At 66.6% G+C, this 23,825-nt stretch carries 21 protein-coding genes; 11 read left to right on the top strand and 10 right to left on the bottom strand.

What is annotated here, in order from left to right; all coding sequences use genetic code 11:
* Window positions 1-33 precede the first annotated feature (33 nt).
* From J8F10_RS39940 to J8F10_RS21420, 6 genes are all read left to right on the top strand, one after another.
* Window positions 34-5,793, top strand: a complete 5,760-nt coding sequence (locus J8F10_RS39940) for a glycosyltransferase (protein ID WP_210657252.1) — start codon at window positions 34-36, stop codon at window positions 5,791-5,793.
* A 164-nt stretch (window positions 5,794-5,957) separates the two neighbouring features.
* The gene (locus tag J8F10_RS21440) at window positions 5,958-7,310 is read left to right on the top strand and encodes a transposase (RefSeq protein ID WP_210657249.1); all 1,353 of its coding nucleotides are present in this window, start codon (window positions 5,958-5,960) and stop codon (window positions 7,308-7,310) included.
* A gap of 137 nt (window positions 7,311-7,447) precedes the next feature.
* Window positions 7,448-8,107 carry a hypothetical protein gene (locus J8F10_RS21435; RefSeq protein ID WP_210657247.1) on the top strand — a complete coding sequence of 220 codons (660 nt, stop codon included), beginning with the start codon at window positions 7,448-7,450 and terminating at the stop codon, window positions 8,105-8,107.
* A 909-nt stretch (window positions 8,108-9,016) separates the two neighbouring features.
* On the top strand, window positions 9,017-9,523 hold the full coding sequence (locus J8F10_RS21430) for a hypothetical protein (RefSeq protein WP_210657245.1): 507 nt from the start codon (window positions 9,017-9,019) through the stop codon (window positions 9,521-9,523).
* Between the two features lie 272 nt (window positions 9,524-9,795).
* Window positions 9,796-10,236 carry a GatB/YqeY domain-containing protein gene (locus J8F10_RS21425; RefSeq protein ID WP_210657242.1) on the top strand — a complete coding sequence of 147 codons (441 nt, stop codon included), beginning with the start codon at window positions 9,796-9,798 and terminating at the stop codon, window positions 10,234-10,236.
* A gap of 504 nt (window positions 10,237-10,740) precedes the next feature.
* Window positions 10,741-11,226 (top strand): hypothetical protein, encoded by a 486-nt coding sequence (locus J8F10_RS21420; protein ID WP_210657240.1) that lies wholly within the window; start codon window positions 10,741-10,743, stop codon window positions 11,224-11,226.
* A gap of 32 nt (window positions 11,227-11,258) precedes the next feature.
* Here J8F10_RS21420 and J8F10_RS21415 read toward each other — a convergent pair whose 3' ends face one another.
* The 5 genes from J8F10_RS21415 to J8F10_RS21395 all read right to left on the bottom strand — a co-directional run bounded on the left by J8F10_RS21415 (window position 11,259) and on the right by J8F10_RS21395 (window position 14,555).
* A complete protein-coding gene (locus J8F10_RS21415) occupies window positions 11,259-11,663 on the bottom strand; it encodes a hypothetical protein (RefSeq protein WP_210657238.1) in 405 nt (134 codons plus the stop codon).
* Between the two features lie 70 nt (window positions 11,664-11,733).
* Entirely contained in the window at window positions 11,734-11,883 is a 150-nt protein-coding gene (locus J8F10_RS21410) for a hypothetical protein (protein WP_210657236.1), read from the bottom strand.
* A 595-nt stretch (window positions 11,884-12,478) separates the two neighbouring features.
* A complete protein-coding gene (locus tag J8F10_RS21405; protein ID WP_315854140.1) occupies window positions 12,479-12,970 on the bottom strand; it encodes a hypothetical protein in 492 nt (163 codons plus the stop codon).
* On the bottom strand, window positions 12,967-13,338 hold the full coding sequence (locus tag J8F10_RS21400) for a hypothetical protein (protein WP_210657234.1): 372 nt from the start codon (window positions 13,336-13,338) through the stop codon (window positions 12,967-12,969). Before J8F10_RS21400 ends, J8F10_RS21405 begins: the two co-directional genes overlap by 4 nt.
* 11 nt (window positions 13,339-13,349) lie before the next feature.
* Window positions 13,350-14,555, bottom strand: coding sequence for a DNA polymerase Y family protein (locus J8F10_RS21395; protein WP_210657232.1), 1,206 nt, complete (start codon window positions 14,553-14,555; stop codon window positions 13,350-13,352).
* Window positions 14,556-14,680: 125 nt separating this feature from the next.
* Here J8F10_RS21395 and J8F10_RS21390 point away from each other — a divergent pair, with 125 nt between their 5' ends.
* Window positions 14,681-15,106 carry a hypothetical protein gene (locus J8F10_RS21390; RefSeq protein WP_210657230.1) on the top strand — a complete coding sequence of 142 codons (426 nt, stop codon included), beginning with the start codon at window positions 14,681-14,683 and terminating at the stop codon, window positions 15,104-15,106.
* A 105-nt stretch (window positions 15,107-15,211) separates the two neighbouring features.
* On the top strand, window positions 15,212-15,886 hold the full coding sequence (locus J8F10_RS21385) for a carbonic anhydrase family protein (protein ID WP_210657228.1): 675 nt from the start codon (window positions 15,212-15,214) through the stop codon (window positions 15,884-15,886).
* Window positions 15,887-16,926: 1,040 nt separating this feature from the next.
* Here J8F10_RS21385 and J8F10_RS21380 read toward each other — a convergent pair.
* Window positions 16,927-17,761 (bottom strand): IS5 family transposase gene (locus J8F10_RS21380; RefSeq protein ID WP_246523479.1). Its coding sequence is split into 2 segments (ribosomal slippage): window positions 16,927-17,403 and window positions 17,405-17,761, totalling 834 coding nucleotides; the frame shifts between segments, so codons are not numbered across the junction.
* Between the two features lie 1,155 nt (window positions 17,762-18,916).
* Here J8F10_RS21380 and J8F10_RS21375 point away from each other — a divergent pair.
* The 3 genes from J8F10_RS21375 (at window position 18,917) to J8F10_RS21365 (ending at window position 21,582) form a co-directional block, all read left to right on the top strand.
* The gene (locus tag J8F10_RS21375; RefSeq protein WP_210657225.1) at window positions 18,917-19,390 is read left to right on the top strand and encodes a GyrI-like domain-containing protein; all 474 of its coding nucleotides are present in this window, start codon (window positions 18,917-18,919) and stop codon (window positions 19,388-19,390) included.
* A gap of 420 nt (window positions 19,391-19,810) precedes the next feature.
* Window positions 19,811-21,172, top strand: a complete 1,362-nt coding sequence (locus tag J8F10_RS21370; RefSeq protein ID WP_246523477.1) for a PQQ-binding-like beta-propeller repeat protein — start codon at window positions 19,811-19,813, stop codon at window positions 21,170-21,172.
* A gap of 53 nt (window positions 21,173-21,225) precedes the next feature.
* Window positions 21,226-21,582 (top strand): hypothetical protein, encoded by a 357-nt coding sequence (locus J8F10_RS21365; RefSeq protein WP_210657223.1) that lies wholly within the window; start codon window positions 21,226-21,228, stop codon window positions 21,580-21,582.
* A gap of 13 nt (window positions 21,583-21,595) precedes the next feature.
* On the opposite strand, the gene J8F10_RS21360 is transcribed toward J8F10_RS21365, so the two are convergent.
* The 4 genes from J8F10_RS21360 to J8F10_RS21345 all read right to left on the bottom strand — a co-directional run bounded on the left by J8F10_RS21360 (window position 21,596) and on the right by J8F10_RS21345 (window position 23,500).
* Complete coding sequence (locus tag J8F10_RS21360; RefSeq protein ID WP_210657221.1) at window positions 21,596-21,970, bottom strand: hypothetical protein; 375 nt, start codon at window positions 21,968-21,970, stop codon at window positions 21,596-21,598.
* A gap of 141 nt (window positions 21,971-22,111) precedes the next feature.
* Window positions 22,112-22,639: a family 16 glycoside hydrolase gene (locus tag J8F10_RS21355; RefSeq protein ID WP_210657219.1), complete on the bottom strand. Its 528-nt coding sequence runs from the start codon at window positions 22,637-22,639 to the stop codon at window positions 22,112-22,114.
* Between the two features lie 144 nt (window positions 22,640-22,783).
* Window positions 22,784-23,128, bottom strand: a complete 345-nt coding sequence (locus J8F10_RS21350; RefSeq protein ID WP_210657217.1) for a hypothetical protein — start codon at window positions 23,126-23,128, stop codon at window positions 22,784-22,786.
* A 108-nt stretch (window positions 23,129-23,236) separates the two neighbouring features.
* A complete protein-coding gene (locus J8F10_RS21345) occupies window positions 23,237-23,500 on the bottom strand; it encodes a hypothetical protein (RefSeq protein ID WP_210657215.1) in 264 nt (87 codons plus the stop codon).
* Window positions 23,501-23,825 lie beyond the last annotated feature (325 nt).

The following is a 23,825-nucleotide window of genomic DNA, read 5'->3' as shown; positions in this document are numbered from 1 at the left end:
GTTCCGATCCCCTTATCCCCCGCCCGGTGCGACATGGCGCGCGTGCTCCTGGGTCCGTGTGACGACCCCGTGTGGATCGACCAGTTCGTGGGCGCCCCGCTCGCGGCCGGGCGCTGGGCCCCGTTCGGAACCCGGTGCCGCTCGTGGGAGGCCGCCGCGGGGCAACTGGGCGGTGAGCCGCCCGACGCGCTGCTCGTGTGGCCCAGCTACGCCTCGGTGCCCGCGTGGGCGTGGGCCGCGCCGGTCCCGGTCGTAGCCCTGGCCGCGGACCCTAACCTGCTCTGGTCCGGGTACCGGCACCGGCTCCCGCACGCCGACCTGGTGCTCACCGACGCCCCCGCGGCCGAGAAACTGCGGCGCGCGGGCCTCGAACACGTGCGGGCCGCGAACCTGTACGGGCTGGACCGGCACTTCGCGGCCGGGCTCGACGCGCCCGAAGCGGAACGCGACCTGGACGTGGTGTTCGCGGGGAACGTGAGCCCGACCGTGCAGGGGGACCGGCTCCCGTGGCTCGGGCGCCTGGCCGCACTCGGCGCGCGGTTCCGGGTCCACATCGCCGCGGGCGTGTTCGGGGCCGAGTACCGGGCCCTGCTGCGGCGCGCGAAGCTCGCGTTCAACCGGTCCGTGCGCGGGGAGTGCAACCTGCGCGCACTCGAGGCCGCGGCGTCCGGCGCGGTCCTGCTCCAGGAGGCCGACAACGCCGAGGTGCCGAGCTACTTGGAGCCGGGCACCGAGTTCGTGCCCTACACGGACACCAACTTTGAAACGGTCGTGGCCGATCTGCTCGCCGATGCTGACAAACGCCGCGCGATCGCCGCGGCGGCGCGGGCGCGGGCGCGCGGGTTCACGTTCGAGGCCCTGATCGAAGCCGCGCTCGCGGTCGGCGGGCCGGGCTGGGACGAGGTCCGGGAGCGGGCCCGGCAGCGCGCGGCGCGCCCAACTCCCCTGTCGCGTTCGGGGCGCGTGTGGCAGCGCGCGGCCCGGGGTGGGCCGGACGCGGACCCGGAACTGGTTGCCGAGTTGAGCGCCGCGGGGGAGTCCCACGCGCTCGGGGTGCTCGCGCGCGACCCGGCCGGGGCGGAACTGCACCTCGCGGCCGCGGCCGCCGCGGGGAACCGGGTTTCGGCCCTGGGCCGGGCGCTCGCACTGGCCGAACTGGGGCGCACGGCAGAAGCACTCGCGGCGGGCCGGTCGCTCGTGGCCGAGCTGGACGCGAACCCGGAATTCACGGCGGCGGAAGCCGACAGCGTGCCGTACCCGGCCCGGTTCGATTGGGTGCGCGTGGGCTGGGACCGGGCCGGGTTCGAGCACCCCGACGATCCGGGCGCCGCCCGTCGGGAGCAGGCCCGACTGGTGCGCGGGCGGACCCTGGAACTCATCGCGGCATGCACCGGAACCGCGGAGGACCACGCGACCGCGGTCGCGTGCTGTCCCGAACAGGCGCACCTGCGCGCGGCCCTGGGAGCGGCGCTCGTGCGCGCCGACAAACCGGAAGAAGCGGTGGAGCACTTGCGGTTCGCGGTCGTCCACGACCCGTTCGACCGCGCCAGCGCCGCGGCCCTGATCGGGGCGCTCGATACCGCGGGCCGGGCCGAGGACGCCGAGCGGGTGCGCGCGGATCGCCGGGTCCTCGCCGCCGCGGCCCCGGACCTGATGGCCGGGCCGGTCGCGCGACCGGCTCCCGTGAACAGGCCAAGTGCCCCGACCTCGTTTCCGGCTCCCGGGCACCCGCCGTCGCGCCGCGCGCGGTTCGTGGACCTGGACCGGGAACAATTCGTGGCCCGGTTCGGGAGCCCCGACACCGCGGGCGCGCGCCCCGGTTCCGCCGCGCCCCTCGACACGCACGCGGTCCTCGCGCTGGCGCTCCACGTCCGGGCACGCCGGGTTCTGGAGATCGGTCCCGCGCCCGGATCAATGGTGGACAACCTGACCGCGTTCACCGCGCCCGACGCGGTCGTCTACACCCTCGCCACGGCCCCGCACCCGGCCGACGCGGTGCGGCGCGACCCGGCCCCCGAATCGGCCGACCCGTCCGGCACCGCGCACAAGGCTCAATTCCTCACCGCGGACCCGCGCCACTTCGACTTCGCCCGGCTCGGCACCCTCGACCTGGTCCTTCTGGACGGTGCCCGCGACCGGGCGGCCGGGGGCGCGGGCGCGCGCGGGGCGTACCCGGCCCTGCGCCCCGGCGGGTGCCTGGTGTTGCACGAGCCCCCGGGACCGGCCCCGCAGAGCGACGTGGAACAGGGGCTCGCGGCGCTCGGGCTCCCGGAGCCGGTGTACCGGGTCGCGGGCACCCGGGTCGCGTTCCTCATGAAGGGGGAGGGCCTCGGGGCCGCGGCCGGGGCGGACAGCGCCCGGATCGCCGTCACCTGGGACGGCGCGTTCAAGGGGGACGACGACCTCCCGGGCACCAGCCGCGCCGTCTGCACCGAACTCGCGGCCCGGGGCCACCAGCTCGGGCTCGTGCCCCGCACCGGGCGCGACGGACCCGCGGCGCGCGGGGTGCTCCCCACCGAACTCGCCGCGCTCGTGGGCCGGGAGCACCCCGGCGCGGTCCACGTGCGCCACCGGCCGGACCCCGATTTCACCCCGCCCCCGGGCTCCGGCCCCTTCGTCCTGATGCACGAATGGGCGTTCGGGCGCGTGCCCCGGGCCTGGATCGATCCGCTGCTCGCCAGTGTGGACGAGCTCTGGGTCCCGTCGCGCGCGGTGCTCCGCGCGTTCGTGGCCTCGGGGGTGCCCGAGCACCGGATCGCGCTCGTGCCCCCCGGAATCGATCCGGACCGGTTCCGCCCGGGGCTCGAACCGCTCCCGCTGGCGACCGCGAAGCGCGCCAAGTTCCTGTTCGCGGGCACGGCGGGCCCGCGCGGTGGCCTGGACGCGTTGCTCGGGGCGTACCGCCGGGCGTTCGCCCGCGCCGACGACGTGTGCCTGGTGATCCGCGGGTCGGGCACCGGGGCCGCGCGTGAGGGGGCCGGAGACGCGTTGGTCCGCACGTTTCGGACCGATCCGGACGCCCCCGAGGTCCTGGACCTGACCGCGGAACTGGCGGAGAGCGACGTGCCCCGGCTGTTCGCGGCGTGCGACGCGCTCGTGGCCCCGTACCGGGCCGAGGCGTTCGGGCTCCCGGTACTCGGGGCCCTCGCGTGCGGACTGCCCGTGGTCGTCACCGCGGGCGGCCCCACCGACGAGTTCGTGCCCCCGGCCGCCGGGTGGCGCGTGCCCGCGCGGCTGCGCTACTTCGAGCACGAGGCCGTGGGGTCCGTGCCCACGGCGGGCCGCCCCTGGTGGCTCGAGCCCGATCCCGACGCGCTCGTCGCGATCCTCCGGGACGTGGTTTCGAGCGCGGACGCACGGGCCGCCCGGGGCGCGGCCGGGCGGCGCGCGGCCCTGGGGTGGAGTTGGGCCCGTACGGCCGCGGCGATCGAGGACCGGGTCCGGGTCCTGCGCGCGCGAACGCCCGTGCGGGCCGCTCAACTGCACGCGCCGGCTCCCGCCGTTCGGCCCGGGGCCGCGGCCGAGACCGAGTTGGTGTCGCTCGTCGTGCTGTGCTGTAACGAGCTCGAGGTGACCCGGCTGTGCGTGGCCAGCGTCCTCGCCCACACCCGCGCGCCCTACGAACTGATCCTCGTCGACAACGGCTCGACCGACGGCACCCCGGCGTACCTGGACGCGCTCGTCGGGGTGCCCGGCCCCGCGCGCGTGGTCGTGGTCCACAACCCCGAGAACCGCGGGTACCCGGCCGGGGTCAACCAGGGGCTCGGGGCCGCGCGCGGCGCGTTCCTGGTCCTCCTCAACAACGACGTCGTCGTGACCCCCGGGTGGCTCGACCGGCTGGTCCGGTGCGCGACCGCCGGGGCGCGCCCGGGCCTGGCCGGCGCGGTCACCAACTACGCCCCGCCCCCGCAGCTCGTCGAGCCCGGGTACGCCGACCTGACCGGGCTCGACGCGTTCGCCGCGGCCCGGGCGACCGCGTTCGCGGGCCGGACCCTCGACGTCCCGCGCCTGACCGGGTTCTGCCTGCTCGTGCCGCGCCTTGTGTTCGAGCACATCGGCCGCCTCGACGAGGGGTTCGGGCTCGGGTTCTTCGACGACGATGATTTGTGCCTGCGCGCGCGCCGGGCCGGGTTCGGTTTGGCCGTGGCCCTGGACTGCTACGTGCACCACTTCGGGAGCACCACGTTCCGCGGGCTCGGGGTCGACACGGGCAAACAACTGACCGAGAACCTGGCCCTCTACCGGGCCAAGTGGGGCGCGGACGAGGCCGCCCGGTACGCCGCGCCCGCTCCGGTCCCGAACGGGAACCCCGCGCGCCCCGTGGTCCCGGCGGTGGCGGGTCGCAACCCCCGGGTCTCGCTCACGATGATCGTCCGGAACGAGGAACACAACCTCGGGGCCTGTTTGGAGAGCGTCCGGGATCTCGTGGACGAGGCCGTGGTGATCGACACGGGCTCGGCCGACCGGACCGTCGAGATCGCCCGGTCCTTCGGGTGCGTGGTCGGAGAGTTCCCGTGGGTCGACCACTTCGCCGCGGCCCGCAACGCGGCCCTCGAACGCGCCACCGGGGACTACGCGTTCTGGATGGACGCCGACGACCGGCTCGATCCCGAGAACCGGGACAAGTTGAGGGCCCTGCTCGCGGGCCTGTCGGGGGCGAACGAGGCGTTCGTCATGAAGTGCCTGTGCGTCCCGGACCGGCCCGGAGCCGGGGCCACCGCCGTGGACCACGTGCGCCTGTTCCGGCTGCACCCGGCGCACCGGTGGACGTACCGGGTCCACGAGCAGATCCTCCCGGCCCTGCGGTCCACCGGGGCCGAGGTCAAATGGTCCGAGGTGTGCGTGCGCCACGTCGGGTACGTGGACCCCGCGGTCCGCCGGCGCAAACTCGACCGGGACCTGCGCCTGCTGAAACTCGACGCGGCCGAGAAGCCCGGGGACCCGTTCACCCTGTTCAACCTGGGGAGCATCTACCACGAGACCGGGGACTTTGCCGCGGCCGCCGCGGCGCTCGAGCAGAGCCTGGCCGGGTCGCACGTGAAGGACTCGATCGTGCGCAAGACGTACGCGCTGTTGGCCCGGTGCCAGCACCAGGGCGGAAGCGCGAAGCGGGCCGAGGCCACGTGCCGGCTCGGGCGCACGCACTACCCGGACGACGCCGAACTGGTGTTCCTGGCCGCGGGGCTGGCGCGCGAGACCGGGGACCCGCGGGCCGCCGAGGGGCTGTACCGCAAACTCATCGACGGGGCCGAGGCCCCGCACTTCGCGAGCGTGGACACGGGGCTCCGCGCGGTCAAGGGGCGCCACAATCTCGCGGTCCTGCTATTGGAACAGGACCGGCTGCCCGAGGCCGAGGGGCTGTGGCGCGCGGCCCTGGTCCACGACCCGCACTTCCTGCCCGCGCAAGTGGGGCTCGGCGAGGTGTGCGTCAAGGCCGGCAACGAGGCGGGCCTGGCGCGCCAGCTCGCGGCCCTCGGGGAGGCCGGGGAGGTCGGGGCGGCCGAGGCCGCGGTCCTGTCCGCCCGGTGGAAGGGCGCACGCGGGGACCACCCGGGCGCGATCGCGGTGCTCGAGGAGGCCGTCACCCGGCTCCCGGGTTCACTAAGCCTGCGGATGGCGCTGTCCCACGCCCGGATCGCGGCCGACGCCGCGCCCGAGGCCCTCGAGGCCGCGTTCCGCGGGGTCCTGGAACTGGACCCGACCAACGAGCAGGCCAAGCGCAACCTCGAGGTTCTGTACCGCAAGACCGGGCGCTGGGTCGAGGGGGTTCTCGACGGCGCACCGGGCGCGTGACGGCGGCCATACGCGATCGGGGCCGATTCGGGCAACGGAGCGCAACGCCATCCCGAACCTGGCACTCAGTTGCACTCGTTCTGCCTCCCCTAACAGCCCGTTGAAGTATTCCCACGGCCGCGCTACTCTTGTGAACATTGGATTCGGACCCGTGGAGTCACGCGATGGCGATGGGCAAGCGGAAGCCGCAGCAAGAATCGCTGTTCATCACCACCGACCAACTCGCCCCCTCGGCCGCCCACCCGTTCTACCAACGGCTCAACGCCCTCCTCGCCGAGAACGGGTTCGACGACTGGATCCAGCGCCGCTGCGCCGAGTTCTACGAGCGCGAGGAGGCTCGCGGCCGGCCCAGCGTGCCCCCGGGCGTCTACTTCCGGATGCTGTTCGTCGGGTACTTCGAAGGCCTCGACTCCCAGCGCGGCATCGCCTGGCGTTGCTCGGACAGCCTGTCCCTCCGCGTGTTCCTCGGCATCCCGCTGGACCAGGCCACGCCCGATCACTCCACCCTCACCAACACGCGCAAGCGGCTGCCCGAAGAGGTGTTCGACGAGGTATTTCGGTTCGTGCTGGGCATCGCGGAGGCGAAGAAGCTGATCGCCGGCACCACGGTCGGCGTCGATAGCACGCTGCTCGGAGCCAACGCGGCGATGAAGTCGATCGTCCGCCGCGACACGGGCGAGGACTGGAAGCAGTACGTCACGACGCTGATGCGTGCGGCCGGGGAGATTGGGCCGGACGAGGAACCCTCGAACGAGGCGGCCCGTCGCTTCGACAAGAAGCGGAAGGGTAAGAAGGTGAGCAACGAGGAGTGGAAATCCTCGACCGACGCGGACGCCCGCATCGCGCGCATGAAGGATGGCACGACGCACCTGGCGTACAAGGCCGAGCACGTGGTGGACCTGGAGAGCGACCTCGTGTTGGCCGCGGAGATTCGCCTGGCGACGGATGGGGACGCGGCGACGATGGCGGAGAGCCTCCTCGCGGCGCAGGAGAACCTGGAGCAGTGCGGCAGCGCGGCGGTGATCGGGGAGGTGGCGGCGGACAAGGGGTACCACGCGGCCCCGACGTTGGAGACGTGTGCCGACTTCGGGTGGCGGACGTACATCCCGGAACCCCGGCGGCAGCACCCGATCAAGCTATCCAGCCGTTCGGAGGCGCAGCGGCGCGCGGTACTCAACAACCGGAGTCGGACGAGTCGCTCGAAGAGCACGCGGTTGCAGAGGCGGCGGAGCGAGGTGGTGGAGCGAACGTTCGCGCACGTGTGCGAGACGGGCGGGGGGCGTCGGAGCCATCTGCGTGGGCTGGTGAACGCGACGAAGCGGTACCTGCTGGCGGTGGCGGCTCACAACCTGGGCCGGATCTTGCGGACGTTGACCGGGATTGGCAAGCCGCGGTCGTTGCAGGGGGTAGGTGGAGCGTTGTTGCGCCGCGGATGGCGACGGTGGTGCCGAGGAGCGGGTTGGGGGCGAGATTGGGCCCGCGGATCCGGTCACGGGCGGATCCGTCACGCCGCCTGAGGTCGCCGCGGGAAAAGTGGGATAAATCAACGGACTGCTAAACCTCATTACGCCGAGTATTACGAACGTTTTTCACATCTCGTGGTAGATACGTTCCGAGACGATGACGCCACGGAATGTATCTACCACGAGACCACATGCCAAACGCACATGCGATCCACAGCTCCACGTTGCGCGGGAACCTCGTCGGCGCACGCAACCGGACCCATTCACCACCGCAGAACGGAACCCGGCTACTTGTATTTCAGCTGTTGATCAGGTCCAATCAAACCATGAACACCCTTCTCGCCTGCGCACTCTTCGGCGCGAAACCCGTCCAACCTCCAAACCTGAAATTCGACACGCTCACGCTCGCCCATGCAAAGCGATTCGTGGGTGACAATGTGACCATTACATTTACCACAGGGCGTCCGTCCTACACGTGGGGAGTGAACGGTCAACTGCGCACGATCTGTGGTCCCGTGATGCGCGACGGCGATGATCAGGAGCGCACCGTGTCACTGATCGGGGACCGGACCAAGAGGGCGCGCGAGGGGAAGACGCTCACGGTGCGCGGGACGCTGCGGGTCGTTCACCACGACGCCGTGACCATCAACGGCATCCGGGTCGAAGCGTGGGCCGACATCCGGTTCGAGGAGCGCGAACGCATCGCGCTTGCACCGGGCCTGTACTTTCCGCGACTTCCTCAACATATTGATGAATCTGAATGCGCAAGCACTGTGACCGTCAGCCCGCCAGCGGAGGAGTCGAGGCCCCGTTTGTCCCGGTCGAATGCCAGCCGGGCTAGGGCCGGGTGAGTACGCGACCGGCCTGGCGATTGTGACCGCCGTGAAATCCTACTTCAACCCTTGTGCACGTAGCCAGTGGTACATCTCGGCCTCCGCGTAGACGCGGTCCCAGCAGTTGTGGTCGTCGGGACGTGCCCGCGCAAGGGCCCTGGCATCACTCCTGCGTTCTACATGCGGTTCACGGCCGGGCATCACGGTGCGCCGGATCGGATCGGCAGCTTGCCCACCCACATGCCTCCGAACATTCCCGTGTCTTCGGCTACGGGGAAAGAGATGGCGTTCCTGGGACAGTTCTATTCCACCCCCGACCGGCTTAACCTTGGGGATGCCCTCAGGGCTACCGCACTACGAAGTCATTGCCCTGCTTAAAGTTGCGTCGAGCGGCACTCCATTTTCACGCCATGTGTCGCTGTAACCCGTTATTCCAGGCGGATTTCGTAGTGCGTAGCCCTGGGGATGCCCTCTGCATTCACCTGTATCAGGAACTGGAAGACTCGCCCCTGCCGATTGCGATTCAAGTCCCAAGAGGAGCCATCGAAAACACGGCCGGTCTGGGGTGCCTATGCCGGGCGTCCTTCCGTTCGATGTTGAATGGGAGTATCGAGAAGATCCGGATACCGTGGGCGATGATCAGACCGAATTAGCTATGTCCAAGGCTGGAGGCATCTGCTACTTCTGGGATGTCGTGGGGACGGGCGAAAGACTTGTTCTGCAACTGAGGCAGCGGCCGGCCGGATTCAACTTCGGCGGCTACTCAGCCGTAGTAGTACAAGAGGCCACTGGTCAGTTGGTTGTCCGACTCGGCTAAGACAGCACATCAATGGGGCTCGATCACGTTTTCGACTCGTGAACGCCTACCCTCGCCGAACGCCGGATCTAGAGTGACTTTGAAGGAATGGAGCAAGGGAGTAAGCGGTCATGAACGACTTGATGTACACGGCTGACCAAGCCATTGATGCGATCTTCGGCCCATCAAATATGCCCCTTCTCTTGGCAATCGACATGACTCAGAACGTGTGCGGCATCCGCCGCGACGCGATTCTCGCCTTGGCCGTCGCTGCCGAACGAAGCGGGTACCGGTTGGGAGCGTTTTTCGATCGCCTTGCGGACACCATCTCATCGGATACCGAGGGGCTCGGTGATCCCATTCCGCCGACGATAACGGAAGCGGATTCACGCCAACATGTCCCAACCCTGCTCCGCCTCCTTCCTCCCACTCATCCCCATACCAAGAACATGCGAGGAGTCGCACTCCGGGTTACAGTTCTTGTCGCACTTGGCGATCTGGAGCAAGCCTACCGACGGGGCCGCGTTTTAAGACGCGAGCAACCCGATAATCCTCGATCCAAACGCGGCGCGGCGATTCTTGCCTGCATACAATTCGCCGCGGTACTAGCTCACATTACTCGGAGACCTGCTGTTTGACCCATTCGTGTGTCGCGGTCGATCTGCGTGCCAAAACTCATTGCGAATGACCGGATATTGGGGCGACCGGCGCCCGACCTGACGATGGCCCAACGTGATGTCGCGGCCTTCGGGTACGCGGTCGGTGCCAAGCCGCGGTTCCTGACGGCAAGAGCGGGGCGTCAGCAGGGTAAGTCGAACGAGGCCCGAACCGGAAGAGTTGGTTCGGCCGCTCTACTCATGGACGTCTCGCGCTGTCCGTCGACGTTTCAATCTCAGGAACCGGAGAAGTCATGAGTCTGCACGACGACCTCAAGGCCCGCGTGAACGCTGCTGTCAGGGGCGGGGACACTTTGACCCGGGACGCGCTCAGAACGGTGCTCGGGGAGGCACAGGCCGAGGCCGTTCGGCGCAAGACCGAAGCCACCGACGAGGTGGTCCTCGCCGTCGTGAAGAAAACGGTCGCCGGACTGAAGGAAACGATTCCGCTGGCCAAGCAGGCGGGGCGGGACACCACTCAGCAGGAAGCGGAGTTGGTTCTGCTCGAATCACTTCTCCCAAGGGCGTGGGACCAGGAAGCTATCGCTGCCGCGCTTGAACCGCATCGTGACGAGTTGCGTGCCGCCAAAAACGACGGGCAGGCGATGGGGGTGGCGATGAAGGTTCTCAAGTCGAAGGGAGCGGTGACGAACCCGGACGACGTCAAGGCGGTGGTCGCCGCGGCGAGGGGCTAAGCATGCCCGGTGCAAGGGACGGACTGCTCGACTCCGTGGTGTGGCGGGGTGGTTGAGTCAGGTCCCGTGGTGAGTTTCCTGCTAACCTTGATTGACGTTCTGTGCTCAGCCCTTTGACGGGATGCGTGCGTCGAGGACCCCGCGCACCTTCCGAGCGAGCGAACTCGGAGTGAACGGCTTCTGGATGTAGTTGACGCGCGGCCTCGACCCCGTGGCGCAGCACCGCGTCGTCCGTGTACCCGCTCATGTAAAGGACCTTCAACTGCGGTTGGGTCGCGAGGAGCCACCCGACCGTATGGGGGTTAGAGGACGTGGAAGACGAAACGGTTCACCCCTCGTGATTTGCTAAACCGGCACAACCCGAATAACCGCGATGTCAATCCTAACTCGTGTGTCGGATTGAATTTGCTTCCAACGGTCGCGCGACCTTGAATATCTCCAAGTACCGCCCAGTTGCTACGGACGGCAGATTTACCCCAAACTGTTCGCTCCCGAGGGCGTCCAATGCCAGTACCGGTCATGAGTTCCGTTGTTCGCGCGATTCTGTCGGAGAACCTCGACCTGTCGGCCGACGAGGTGATTCGCAAGGCCAAGGTGCGTGGGGTCACGTCCCCGGAACGGGTCATCCGGACCACGGCCCACAACATCAAGAGCGAGCTCAAGAGGCGGGCCGCGAAGGCTTCCGCGCCCAAGCCGGTCCCGGCTGCGGCCCGCACGACCAAGACCCCGGAACGAGCTCCCGTGCCGGTGGCTGTCGCGGTGGTGATTCCCGAGGTGGTCGCTCCTGTTCTGGTCCCAATCTCGTCGTCAGCGGGCCCCGATTTGACCTCGGTGCTGGCGAACATCGCGTTGGTGAACACGGTCGTCGGGGAGTGCGGGGGAGCCGAACCGGCCCGGCGAGTGGCCGAAGCGGTTCGGGCGTGCGGAAGTGTTGAGGCGTTCCTGTTGCACCTCAACCTCATCGCTCAAGTACGTGGCGCCACGGTATGAGTCGGTTCAACGGAGTGGCTCTCGGACCCGCTTCACACTGTGTCATCGGGTTCGATGCCCATCCGCTCCTTCCACTCCCGAACGACCCACTGGTGGGTCTCTCTCGTACCGTAGAAGTCGATGTCCATGCCCCGCGGATGTTGCTCCAGGTACGGGGTCGTGAGGGCGTTGTGCCGGAACACGAGATTGGTGCCCGCGACACGGGCCAATCCCAGCTCGACCTGCTCATGCTCGGCTAGGTCGCCGACCTCACGCCACATCACCGCCAAACTGGACTCGCCCAACAAGTTGAAGACCGCGTCGAGTACGGGGATGCGATACCGTTGAACGTCCGGGTGGAACACCGCGTTGTGAACGAAGATGACGGACGAAATCGGGGCCGGGACCTCCAAGTCGTCGCGGATGTTGTTCGTGCCGTCGGTGAGAATGACGTGCAACTCGTGGAGCCCCTGCGAGTCGTTGTCGCAGATGCGGAACAGTGACTCCCCGTCCGCGATGGCGTCGCCCCTAGAGGATGTGGTCCACCGCGACCCGGGCCACCAGGTACTCGCGCTCGATGCTCTCGTCGAAGCACCGCACGTCCACGCGGAGCGAGCGCACGTAATCCTCGGGTTCGTGGCGCGAGACCGACGCGGCGGTCGTCCAGTACAGCTGCATTTGCGCGCTTCCATTTCGTAATCGGCTGACGGTCATTCAAGATACGAATGGCGGAGCCGCCCCTTCACGCCCTCGCCGACACACGAGCCCCTCCGTCTGTTCACGGTCACATACAACTGGTACATCTGGAACTTACCGGTTCCCTAGCTCTCTATGCGTGGTACGGCTCATGCGCCGAAGCAGCGACTTAACGGGCGGATTACTGATTCTGTGCGGCATCGTCGGTCTCGTCGCCGGTTTTGCCTTCGTTGACGAAGGGCCGACCGGTTTAGGACGGTCGCCACTCACACTCATCCTCGGGGGCGGTCTACTCGTCGTTTGTGGCATAAGACTCACCGCGCGGACACGTGTCGACGACGGAACTCGAGCGCTGGTCCGGGCGGTGCAGATGCTACAGCCGCTCGTCGGCCGGCACGAAGCGGACGTTCGTAAATGGCTCGGGGCACCGCATTCATCAATCAGCGCCGGCGACGGGCAGAACCTCACCTGGGGTGCGCCGAGATACTCAGCCACCCTCCGGTTCCGCGACGGCGTTTGTCAGGGCATCGTTCAGGAGGGCGTACCCTCTTTCGAGTCGGCACGATAAGGTGATGGGTTAAATCACTTCGTCGACGAGCAGGGGCATCCACTCGCTTCGTGTCATCACCTGGTAGTAGCGCGTGGCGGGCTGGCAGATGAGGAACACGACCGGCGCGCCCTTGCGGTCGTGGACCAGCAGCCCTCGCATTCCCTGCTTCAGTTTGAACCAGACCCCGTTCGCGAGCCCGTAAGTCGCCGGTACGACGACCGGCTCGGGGGCCAACTCGGACCACTTGCCCGCGACGATGGAATCCTCCCAGGTCCAACCGGTCGGCGGCAGTTTGCGCTCGGCCCGGTCCTTGTTCCCCCACCGAACGACCTGGAGGCGCCCGTTCCACCACACCGGGAGTAGTGTCGGGGTCGCGGCCCAGTAAAACCGCACTTCTTTTTCACCGCCCCGGTCATGAATGCGTTCGTCGAGCCCGTGCTTGTCCATGAGCAGGAGAGGCAGCTCGCTGTACGCCAAGGCCACGCCGACACACATGATGTTGACCATCTCCGTAATCACGCCGAGCGCCGGAACCGGGTCTTGGGTCGCCCGAACTGGTCAAACGCGGCCGGGTAGCGGGCGACCACCGCGGACCGGAAGCTGGCGCGGACTTCGGCGGCCAACGCAATCACCTCAGTTTGGCTCGGGGACATCGGCACGGGGGCCGGAAAGACGATGTTTAGCGCCCCTTCACCGATGGCCCGGAGTCGGGTCACGACGGGGACGTACTGCCCCTTGTGGAAGAGCACGTGGCACCACGCGAGCTCCCGGTACATCCCGCACACGGTCGTGTAAAACGGGTTCTTCTCGGCCGGGTACACGGCCCGAACCGCGTCACGGATGGCGACCCACTCGACGGCCGCCCGAAGAAAGTCGTCAGCGCGCATGACCTCTCCCTTCAGAAGCACACCTTCCCGCGCACGTCGCAGATGTCGAAATCATTGGCCGGGTCCTTGTACACCTTGGGCAAGTGCAGCGTGGTCCCGCTCCGCACCTTGAACCGCCCGTACCGCGCGTTGATGGCCGCTTTCGCCGCCGCGACCGCCTCGCGCTTCGGGTCCGGGATGTCGAACAGGCTCAACTGGAACCCCTTCGCCCGGCGCAACTCCGGGGCGATGACGTGCAAGTGTGTTGCAGTTCCGTGGGGCACATACGCGCGCCGCAGGGCGACGCGGGCCGCATCGAGAAGTTCGTCGAACCGGTCCGACGGGCACGACAGCTTGCACACCCCACCCGTGGACTCGCCGTCCTTCCACGCGACCTGGACGCCCAGCGCATCCGTCCGCACGACGTGGAACCGCAACTCTTCGATGAGGCGCTCGATGTGCCGCACGGTCCAGGCCCACAACAGAGTCGGGTCGGCCACGTTGCCCATCAGCGACCCGCCCCGCGCCAGCACCTTGTGCGGGGTGCGCTCCGTGCGGATGGGCGTCACCGGGTGACCGTTGAGTTCGAGCCACAACTCGTACCCGGTCTTGGTCAACAGCTTCTGAACTAGGCGCCCGTCCGCGTCGGCCAGGTCCAAACACGTGCGGATGCCATACGGGGCCAATCGCGCTGCTCTCCGTCCGGCGATGCCGCTGATTTCGGTCACGGGCATGTGGGCGAGGAGTTCGCGCTCGTGGTCCCGACCGAGTACGGCGACGGCCCCGAGCGGCTTGGCCGTGTCGCTGAACAACTTCGCGAGCGTGCGCGTGCGGGCCACGCCGATGGTCACCGGGAGGCCCGCGGTCTCGTAGATGTGGTCCCGGATGGCGGTCGCCGTTCGTGCCGAGGGCTCGGCCCGGAAGAAGAACTCGTCGATGCTAAAGTATTCCACTTGGCGACTGAATGTTCCGACTATGTCCAACATCTTCCTGCTCAGGATTTCGTACCAGTAGAAATCGCGTTTGATGTAAACGCCGTCCGGGCACAGCTCCTTAGCGTCCCAGATGGGCGTCCCGGTTTTCACGCCCCGGGCCTTCATCTCGTAGCTCTTGGCGATGACGCACGCCCCGTTGTTCCCAAGTACTCCGACCGGTTTGCCCACGAGTTCTGGATGCCGAACGCGCTCGGCGCTGACGTAATAACAGTCCGCGTCCAAATGAGCGAAGTGCGCGACCATGACGATTTTCCCGGTTGTGTTGCCTGCCATTGCGTTCAGCACTGTCCTTACGCTTGAAACTGTACACCCGGATATTAAGCTGGTCCAGTGGGGAGAATGTTCCGGTACGTTCCGGTGCCGACGCGATGACCAACGCAAAATCCGTTGTCGAGAACGCCGCCCGCGAGCTACTGCGGGCTCTGGCGACGTTGCCGTCCCCGCCGATGTTGCGCGTGGCCAACGCGGACGGGCAGGTCGCGTGCTTGATTCAGGTGTGGGGCGCCGGTCAAGTGATGCCGACCGCCAACGGCGAGCGCCGGAACCGGTCCACCGGCGGTCGTGACGAGTGCCGGGCCGACATCATTGAGGCGCTGAGGGCCGCGGGAGAGGCGCTCACTCGCAAGGAAATCGTGCGCGAGCTGAAGTTAGCAGGGAAGGCTCACGGTCCAGGAACGGTGGCCAAGGCGCTGGCCGATTTGACGACGTCCGGGGTGCTCGTGAACCCAAGGGACAAGAAGGGCTATCGGTTGGCCGCGTGGAGGCAGAACAAGACCCCGAGCTTGTTCGAGTGAATCTGGTCGCATTACGAGTGAATTTCGAGATGATTATTGGCTCACGTCGTGGTATCGTCGGCGCAAGTAAGTTGAATCTCCTCTGACGCCAACGCGGAGAACGTTGTGCCCTACGACCAGCAGTCCCCCATCAATCTCGCCAACCCGGTGGTAACGGTCTCTGCTCCCGGCGCGCTTTCGATTCATTGGGGGACCGGACCGCTCGACGGTATCGTCACGAAAGACTCGCACGGGGCGAAGGTCGTGTTTCCGCTCGACCCGAGCCGGTATTTGTCGCTGGACGGGCACCGATTCGCACTGCGGTCGTTTCACTTCCATCACCCCAGTGAGCACCTGCTGAACGGGCGCCAGATGCCGTTGGAACTGCACATCGTGCATCAGGACTTGAGCACGTGCGCGCTCGCGGTTCTGGGCGTGTTCTTCGATTTGGCGGACACAGGCCACAAGAAATCCAAGGCGTTCGTTGAGGAACTCGGAAAGAAGCTCGCGGGCATCGAACCCGAAGCGAAGGGCAAAGACACCATTCCGCCAATCATCCGGGTGCGGCCGAGTGATTTGCTGCCTTCGGAGGGGCACGCCGAGTATTTCCGGTACGAAGGGTCGCTCACGACAGAACCGTTTACCGAGACGGTTAGCTGGGTTGTCCTTCGTCACCCCGTGCGACGAACGCAAGAGGAACTCTCGGGGCTGGTCGGAGCTTTTCACTCCGAGGCACGGGGAATTCAGCCGCTGAACCGTCGGTTCTTGCTCGCCAACTTCGACCCGGAGTCCGCGGAATAGGTGTTCGCCCAATGAGCCGCTTCAAGCATCACTCCCTGCTCGGTGAGTACACAACTCCGCGATTCGACTACGGTGATACTGTCTTCTGCGAGTTCCGCGGGGAGGTCACCATCACGGGCCTCACCAGCGCCCGTATCCCGTGGCCCATCGCCAAACGTCCCGGAAGTCCGGGGCGCACGTTGGCTATATACGGCGACCTTGCCGAGGCCGTCCAGCGCGAGTCCGTGTTGGCCGTGTGCTACTGATGGGGCATCACGTCGCAGACCGTCACCAAGTGGCGCACGGCGATGGGCGTCAAGGCGATGACCGAAGGAACCGTCCTGTTGAAGGTCGCGAGCGCGACCAACTCCGTAGCTCTTGAGGCGGCTCGCGAGCGGGGGAAGGCCAAGGCCCGCGACCCAGAACGTTGTGAGAAGATTGCGGCGTCCAAACGAGGGAAACCCCGACCGCAACACGTCATCGATGCGATGCGCGAAGGGCGCACGGGCAAGCCGCACACCGAAGAAGTTCGCAAACTGTTGAGCGAGTTGTCACGCCGGCGCGGGGCACGACCACCTAAAGCCGGGCGCCCCTGGACCGCCGAGGAGGATGCGCTCGTGTGGTCACTTCCGGCTGCTCAGGTCGCCGAGCAGACGAAGCGGACACTTTCAGCCGTCTACACTCGACGCTACGAATTGAACGTACCTGATGGTCGGAGACGGGGTCGTAGCTGACCGCCATCGACCGGCTCGACCGAGGCACGGTGAACGACATTGGGGCGTATCACAAGGTCATTGGCCCCATCACCTTCCTGCTCAAGTCCGAAGCGCGTATCCCTTGGATACCCGATGGCGCCCCGCAAAAAAATCTGGCCCACGGAAAAGTCGTGGACGCGCGAGCCGGTGCCGCGCCACTACATGCTGTTCGAGAGGGCCGAGACGGAATGAGTGACCTCGCACGCCTGCGGTATCTAGTCGCCACGACCGATTCCGCATCCGACGCAGACCTGCTCGACCGGTTCGCCGTCGACCGGGACAAACCCACGTCCGCGTCCTTAGAACCTATCCGGTTAACCCGGTAGCTCGGTACGTGATAACCGCGAGTGCGAAGTGCAAGGTAGCGAGGAAGTTGTCGGACTTCTTGCACCAGCGGATCAGCACGGCGCGGAACCGGTTGAGCCAACTATGGGCCCGCTCCACCACCCAGCGCCGGGCCTTCTCACCCGCCCGGCGCTTCAACTCTCGGGCTTCTTCGCCCCGCGCGCGGATGTGGGCGCTGAACCCGAACTCCTCCAGCAGTTCCCGCACCTCGTCGTAGTCGTACCCCTTGTCCAGGCACATCCCCTGGGTCTTCTTCTTGGTCGGCTTGGGACGCTTAATGGCGATGCGCTCGATGGTTGCGCGGGCCATCTTGAAGTCGTTCCGGTTGGCCCCGTCCACCGCCACCCCAATCGGCACCCCGGCGCCCTCGACCAGCAGACTCCGCTTGACCCCCGATTTGCCACGATCCGTGGGGTTCCGGCCCGTCTTTTTTCCCCCCGAGGGGTGCCTTGGTCATGCACCCGTCCATCGACAACCAGGACCAATCGATCCCCTTCAACTGGTCGTACTCCAGCAACCCGGCCGTCCACAGCTTCAGGAACACCCCGGCCGCCACCCACTCCTGGAACCGGGCGTGTGCGGTCGAGCCGGGGCACATGCCCGTGGCGTCCAGCGCCTTCCACTGGCACCCGGTCCGCAACCGGAAGAAGATGGCGTCGGCACACACCCGATCCGGCTTACGAGGCCGACCACCACCGAACCGGTGTGTGTTGGGATGGTCCGGCAGTAATGGCTGGAGCTTCTCCCACAGCTCATCGGATATGCGCCACTGGTCCACCGATTTCGCCCGCTTCATCGCTACACCCTCAAAAGCCTGGGCTCAGAGGGTTAGATGCACGGTTAACCGGATAGGTTCTTAGTCTGTCGCCATGGGCCGATGGTTCGGGCCGTGTGTCGGCGCGTACTCTGACACCGCCAGGACGCGGAGGATGCGTTCCAGGCCACGTTCCTCGTGCTGGCACACCGAGCCGAGGCGATGAGGCCCCGGTCGGTGCTCGGGAACTGGCGGCACGGGGTCGCGTACCGGACCGCACTTGGAGTCCGGCGAGCCGCGCCCGTCCGGCGCGAGCGGGAGGCCCGGGCCGCGGCGCTGCGGGTCGGGAAATCGGTCATCGACGACGGGCTCGCGCCCGAGTTGTTCAAGTTGTCCATCACCAGCACGAATCGCTCGGCCTCATACACGTCCTCGGCCAGTCACCGGAACACCTCGGCGAAAGCCGTCGCGGTCCGTCGCCCGGTCGATCGGTGGCTGGGACAGCCTGATGGACTGCTCGCGACCACGCCGCGCGTCGCGCGATCAGGCCTTACTCCAGCAGGAAGGCTGCAAGAACGGGACGCCCGTCCGGGTGGCTACGCCTTGTGTCTCGGACGACGTCCACTCCGTTTCGGACGCCTCCGACTTACCTCGAAGGCGCTCCCCAACAACCCACCCAGCGTACCGCACGCGGCGACGAAGCAGGCCAGACCCGGTCCCCACCGGATCACACGACCGGGCACGTAACCATCCAGAACGCCCGAGAAGCGAATCGCCAAGGCGCCGGCCATGCCCAGCACGATCCCGATCCAGATGGCCGGTCCCCACGGGCCGTCCTCCAGTTTGATCCGACGGACGGCCCACATGAGCCCAGCGACGGCCCCGAACGAACCCACACACAGACCGGAGCACAGGAAACCGGCTGCTCCACCCCAATCGAGGCTCGGGTCCTGGCCCGCGCGCGTCCGGAACACGGTAGCGGCCAAGGCACTCGCCAAGCCGAGGCCGCACGACATTACCCCCAGCGCCGGGGCACCGATGACCAGAAGGATGTTCTGGAAGAGCCGCACGATTCCGCGTCCTTCTGGTCGAGCAACCGCTAAATTCCTCCCGACGGCGAGCCGCCACCGAGATTGCAAACCCCGCTACGAGGGGGGAGGATCGCGTTAAATTACTTCATTTTCAACGGCGGTGAGCATGGATTACGTCGTGCGCGTCGAACAACTCAGCAGCCACCCGCTTGCCGTCGTGCGCCGTCGGGCGGCTGGCCACGAACTCTCCAAAGTCGTTCCGGACGCTTGTGGAGTCGTGTGGAGCGCCCTCCGCGCGCAACAGGTCGCGGGCGCTGGCCGGCATGTCGCGATCTACCTCGACGATCAGATCAACCTGGAAGTCGGTGTCGAACTGGACGCTCCGTTTGCCGGGTACGGGGAAGTCGTCGGCTCAGTTACACCAGGCGGCCTCGTTGCGACGACGACCCATTACGGGTCGTACGGACGCCTCAACGAGGCGCACGATGCGATTCATCTCTGGTGCGGGAGCAACGGTCATCGGTTGACTGGTCCGAGATGGGAGGTGTACGGTCACTGGCAAGACGAATGGAACAACGACCCCACCAAGATCCACACTGACATCTTCCATCTGCTTGTAGCGGACGAGCGCGCGGGCTAACCGGGCACATTCCCGGTTGCACGATGCATCGAGGTGCGCTACTGCCGAGATGCTGCGGCCGTACGGAAGGACGGGCCCTTTCAGTGAGGTAGTAGCCCGGTGCCATGGCTGAGTGGTTAAAGTTCGAGTTAGGTCCGCCACGGGCCGCCAGCCGGTACTCAAGCCCGGCCCGCAGCACTTCACTCCGACCGCTTGTCGGTCATCACGGGATCGCCTTCGGATCGATCTTGTACCCCTCGGCTTCCGCTTCCGTCATGTAAAGTCCCTTCTTGAACGATAAGCCGTCACAGCGCTTTCGAGATGTGTTCCCAGAGGCGTTCATCCGGGGAGGATCGAGCAACACGGTTTGTCAGCGGCCCGAGCAGCCGGTACATCTAACTGAGTCCGCCCCTTCCGGTTCTCCACATCCAGGAGAGATCCATGCGTTCGCGATTGCTTTTGGCCGCGGCCTTCTTCACGGCCACGGGTTCCACCGGGCGGGCCGACGACTGGCCGCAATGGATGGGTCCGAATCGCGACGCCGTGTGGAAGGAAACCGGCATCCTCGACACGTTCCCGGCCGGTGGGCCAAAGGAACTCTGGCGGATCGCGATCGGCGGCGGCTATGCCGGCCCGGCCGTGGCCGCGGGCAAAGTGTACGTTGCCGACAAGAAATTGAAGGACGGGGCGAAAGACCCGGCCAACGCATTCGACACCAGCAAGACCGAAAGTTCCGAACGCCTCCTCTGCCTCGACGCCAGGACCGGCAAGGAGATCTGGAAGTACGAGTACGACTGCCCGTACACGATCAGCTACCGTGAAGGCCCCCGCTGCACGCCGACCGTCAGCGACGGGAAGGTGTACTTCCTCGGGGCGATGGGCGACTTCGCCTGCCTGGACGCCGAGAAGGGGACCGTGACCTGGAAGAAGAACTTCCCGAAAGACTACGAGGCCCGGGTGCAGATCTGGGGGTTCGCCGGGCACCCGCTCGTCTACAAGAACCTGGTCATCGCGCTCGTCGGCGGGAAGGACGTGGTCGCCGTGGCGTTCGATAAGGACACCGGTAAGGAGGTCTGGAAGGCCCTCTCCGCGAAGGACGCCGGGTACTGCCCTCCGACGCTGATCGACGCGGGCGGCGTCAAGCAACTGGTGATCTGGCACGCCGAGGCGATCAACGGCCTCAACCCGGAAACCGGTGCGGTGTACTGGAAGTTCCCGATCAAGCCGAACTCGCAGATGTCCATCATGGCCCCGCGGCTCGCCGGGGATTACCTCTACGCCGGCGGCAACGGCGGAGCGCAGGTGGTGCTCAAGATGGCGAAGGACAAGCCTGACGCCACGATCGCGTGGCAGCAGGACGCGGTCGGGATGGGCAAGCGAGCCGGCCCCCTCGGTATGGCCCCGATCAACATGACCCCGTTCGTCGAGGACGGCGTTATCTACGGCGTCGACCAGCCGGGCATGTTCCGCGCCTTCAAGGCCGAAACGGGCGAACGGCTCTGGTGGACCTTCAAGCCGGTCCTTGGCAAGGACGAAGAGGAGGACTTCAAGGGCGCGGGGACGGGAACCGCGTTCCTCGTGAAAAATGGCGACCGGTTCTTCGTGTTCGCCGACAACGGCGCCCTGATCATCGCCAAGTTGACCCCGAAGGGGTACGAGGAAGTGAGCCGGGCCGAGTTGAAGCTCGAACTCACGCAGAGGGCGTTCGGCCGGAAGGTGGTCTGGTGCCACCCGGCGTTCGCGGAGAAGTGCCTCTTCGTGCGGAACGACAAGGAGATCGTCTGCTACTCCCTCGCGAAGTAACGTCGCAAACGAGCGGCAGCGAACGCCAGCAACGCCGTAAGATCCTCACTACGATGAAGCGCGAAGACGCCCGCACCGGGAAGCAGGCACACAATGCCGTTCGCCTGTTTCTCGTCGCGCTGGCGATGGCGGGCGGTTCCCTCGTCTGGGTGATGGTTTCCGCTGGGCCAAATGGTGGCGTGGCAGGACAGACGCCGTCGCTGTTCCTCGTCACCTCGGGCGTGCTCGTCCTCGTTTCCCTCCTGTATGCCGTTGTTGTTTTCGGCAAGCTGTGGTGGTGGTACCGGTGCCCGCAGTGCGGTGGACGGGCGCCACGGGTTCGGGACAAGAGTTTGCGGCTCCGTTACCACTGCGGGACGTGCCGGGTCGAGTGGGATACGGGGTGGGATGATGTGCCGGAAGGGGACTAGAGTTCTTTGGGGATCAGGTCGCTTCGCTGATCGCTTTCCGTCTGTTGAGCCATGCCGCGGCAACGAACAGCGCAACCGCGACCGCCAGCGTGAGGGACGACCACGACAACCACCCGACGTGCGTGTGGCTCGACCGGCCCGGCGTGACCCGCCCGCCCTCGCCGGTCAGCGTGTACTCGTCGTGGTAACTCGCCAGCGGGGAGTGCGACCAGCCGAACGCGTAGTCCCCGGTCCGCGGCAGGGCTTCCGGGTGCTCTTTCAGGTGAGCCGCCTGAGCGGGGGTCGGCGTGATGCTCGCGGCGGCGCGGCAGAACGGCCGGACGGCGAGGTAGAAGGCGATGAGGCTGAACGCGGTCAGCCAGTTCCGGAGGCGGTTGCTGGTGAGCATGGGCACTTCCACGGTTGCTCCCCAAGAATTTAGGGAGCGGTAACGGGGCGCGGCGTTATGTGGGGTCCGGTGCTGCTCGGCGTTCGGCATCACCTGTTCGGAACGGCCCGGAAGCACGCGACGGGAACGCGGCACTGTCGTTCAACGCTTCTTGAGCTTGACGTTGCGCAGGTACAGCTTGGATCCGGCATCCACCTCGAACTCGACCGGCACGTCGCCCGGTTCTTCACCGAGAGTGATCTCCAGTTTCTGTTTGCCATCCGGTTCCTTATTCTCGCTCCGGATGGTCTTGCCCTCGGCCGTCAGGGTGAGTTCATTCCAGGCGCCCCTCTTGTCGTTCTCCGTCGGCAACAAAAACACCCGGACCATGGTGCTGGGGACGTCGCCCTTCTTCCCCTCCGTGCGGTACTCGAACCGGAGTTCGAGTTTGCCGAACGTGTCGGTCGTCTTGAGTTTTGCCGGCTTGTCCCCGCCGACGACTAACACACCGTCTACGACTTTCGCCTCCCCCTCGACCTTCCAGCCCTCGGTTTCCTTGCCGTCGAAGAGCAATATCCAACCGTCGGCCTTCTCTGTATCGGTGAGCGTGTTGTGCTTGGGCTTGTCGTCCGCCCCGAGAAGGCACATCGCGGCCAGCGCCACAACGACCACCGCAGTGATAGACTTCACGGCGCAGCCTCCGTCATGTGCCGAACTCTGTTTATGCCGGTCGGCATAACACGAATCATTCTCGCGCTGATACTAACGGCATTGGCTGGGGAAAGCAAAGTTTGGGCGGAGAATCGCCCGCGTCGGAGCCGGTGGGCCGATTCGTTACGCCGCAGAGGGCGAACCAGATGGAATGGTCCGAAAGCCGTCCCCAGGGCGATTACTACACGCTGTTCGAGCTTCGGTGCGACGGGGGAAGCCCGCCTGATCCACACGAACGCGGCACTCGCGAACGGTCAGGGATGCGGGGAGCACCGCATACGCCTTCCGGTCGATCGACCGGGGCTTCGGCGGCTTGGGCCACTCGACCACGTGGTCGCCCTCACCCAGGCGCGTGCCCCTTCGGAAGTCGGCCTTCCGGTGCGAGGTGAACCGGCACACGGACTCGACCCCGCGCTGCTGGAGCATGACCATCTCGGTCCACGCGCACATGAGCCGGTCGGCCAGCATGACGTCAACCAGTTTTGCAGCCGCTCAGTCTGGACGCGGTTGCTCTCGGCGAAGGCGGCGGGCACCGGCATATCGCACCGTCGGGGCTACGGGTTGGAAGCGGCCGGATCACACCGGCTGCGTGAAACAAAAGCAGTACCCGTTCTCCGCCTCGCGGCGGAAGAACATCCGGTACTTCTTCCCGTCACACTCGTCGGTGCGGATGCCTCCGAGGTCGAGGCCGCGCCCGTCCAACTGCGCCCGCATGTTGTTGAGGTCGGCTACACCGATCGCGAATGATCCGGCTTCCCCCGGCTTGTGGTCCGGCTTCCCGACCAGCCCGATCCGGGCATCGTCCCGCTGCAGGGTGGCCGTCGTCTCGTCGCTCGCCACGACGGTAAAAAGAAACGACTTACCCGCCGAAACGACGGGCGGTCAAACCCCGGAGAGCGGGGTGAACCGTTCGTCGTAATTGCCGAGATTCCTTCGTAGCTCCTTTTTTAGTGGTGAAATTGCCGTGACGGGTAGGCTCAAGTCGGGTCGGAAGTGCCACTGGTCTCTCGGGGGTGTTATACGCTGGGCGAAACGACGTAACGAGAGGAGCGACAGTCCTACCCCCCACGCCGGGCTCACAATGTCGATCTTGCCAAAGGCGAGGGTGCTCTCAATTCGCTCCTCGCCGCGCTGAACTGGTGTCCGGACACGGTCTACACCACCT

Origin of the sequence: Gemmata palustris, assembly GCF_017939745.1 — a bacterium.
In the GTDB taxonomy this organism is placed as follows: domain Bacteria; phylum Planctomycetota; class Planctomycetia; order Gemmatales; family Gemmataceae; genus Gemmata; species Gemmata palustris.
Note: the sequence above shows the minus strand (reverse complement) of the source record. Positions and strands in the feature narration are given on the sequence as shown.

Bases quoted from the DNA above. Each gene is read 5' to 3' on its own strand.
- J8F10_RS21435 (WP_210657247.1), top strand. From the start codon at position 7,448: ATGCCAAACGCACATGCGATCCACAGCTCCACGTTGCGCGGGAACCTC.
- J8F10_RS21400 (WP_210657234.1), bottom strand. From the start codon at position 13,338: ATGCGCGCTGACGACTTTCTTCGGGCGGCCGTCGAGTGGGTCGCCATC.
- J8F10_RS21430 (WP_210657245.1), top strand. From the start codon at position 9,017: ATGAACGACTTGATGTACACGGCTGACCAAGCCATTGATGCGATCTTC.
- J8F10_RS21350 (WP_210657217.1), bottom strand. From the start codon at position 23,128: ATGCTGGCCGACCGGCTCATGTGCGCGTGGACCGAGATGGTCATGCTC.
- J8F10_RS21390 (WP_210657230.1), top strand. From the start codon at position 14,681: ATGACCAACGCAAAATCCGTTGTCGAGAACGCCGCCCGCGAGCTACTG.
- J8F10_RS21410 (WP_210657236.1), bottom strand. From the start codon at position 11,883: ATGCAGCTGTACTGGACGACCGCCGCGTCGGTCTCGCGCCACGAACCC.
- J8F10_RS39940 (WP_210657252.1), top strand. From the start codon at position 34: ATGGCGCGCGTGCTCCTGGGTCCGTGTGACGACCCCGTGTGGATCGAC.
- J8F10_RS21440 (WP_210657249.1), top strand. From the start codon at position 5,958: ATGGCGATGGGCAAGCGGAAGCCGCAGCAAGAATCGCTGTTCATCACC.
- J8F10_RS21425 (WP_210657242.1), top strand. From the start codon at position 9,796: ATGAGTCTGCACGACGACCTCAAGGCCCGCGTGAACGCTGCTGTCAGG.
- J8F10_RS21360 (WP_210657221.1), bottom strand. From the start codon at position 21,970: ATGCTCACCAGCAACCGCCTCCGGAACTGGCTGACCGCGTTCAGCCTC.
- J8F10_RS21375 (WP_210657225.1), top strand. From the start codon at position 18,917: ATGGATTACGTCGTGCGCGTCGAACAACTCAGCAGCCACCCGCTTGCC.
- J8F10_RS21420 (WP_210657240.1), top strand. From the start codon at position 10,741: ATGCCAGTACCGGTCATGAGTTCCGTTGTTCGCGCGATTCTGTCGGAG.
- J8F10_RS21365 (WP_210657223.1), top strand. From the start codon at position 21,226: ATGAAGCGCGAAGACGCCCGCACCGGGAAGCAGGCACACAATGCCGTT.
- J8F10_RS21395 (WP_210657232.1), bottom strand. From the start codon at position 14,555: ATGGTCGCGCACTTCGCTCATTTGGACGCGGACTGTTATTACGTCAGC.
- J8F10_RS21370 (WP_246523477.1), top strand. From the start codon at position 19,811: ATGCGTTCGCGATTGCTTTTGGCCGCGGCCTTCTTCACGGCCACGGGT.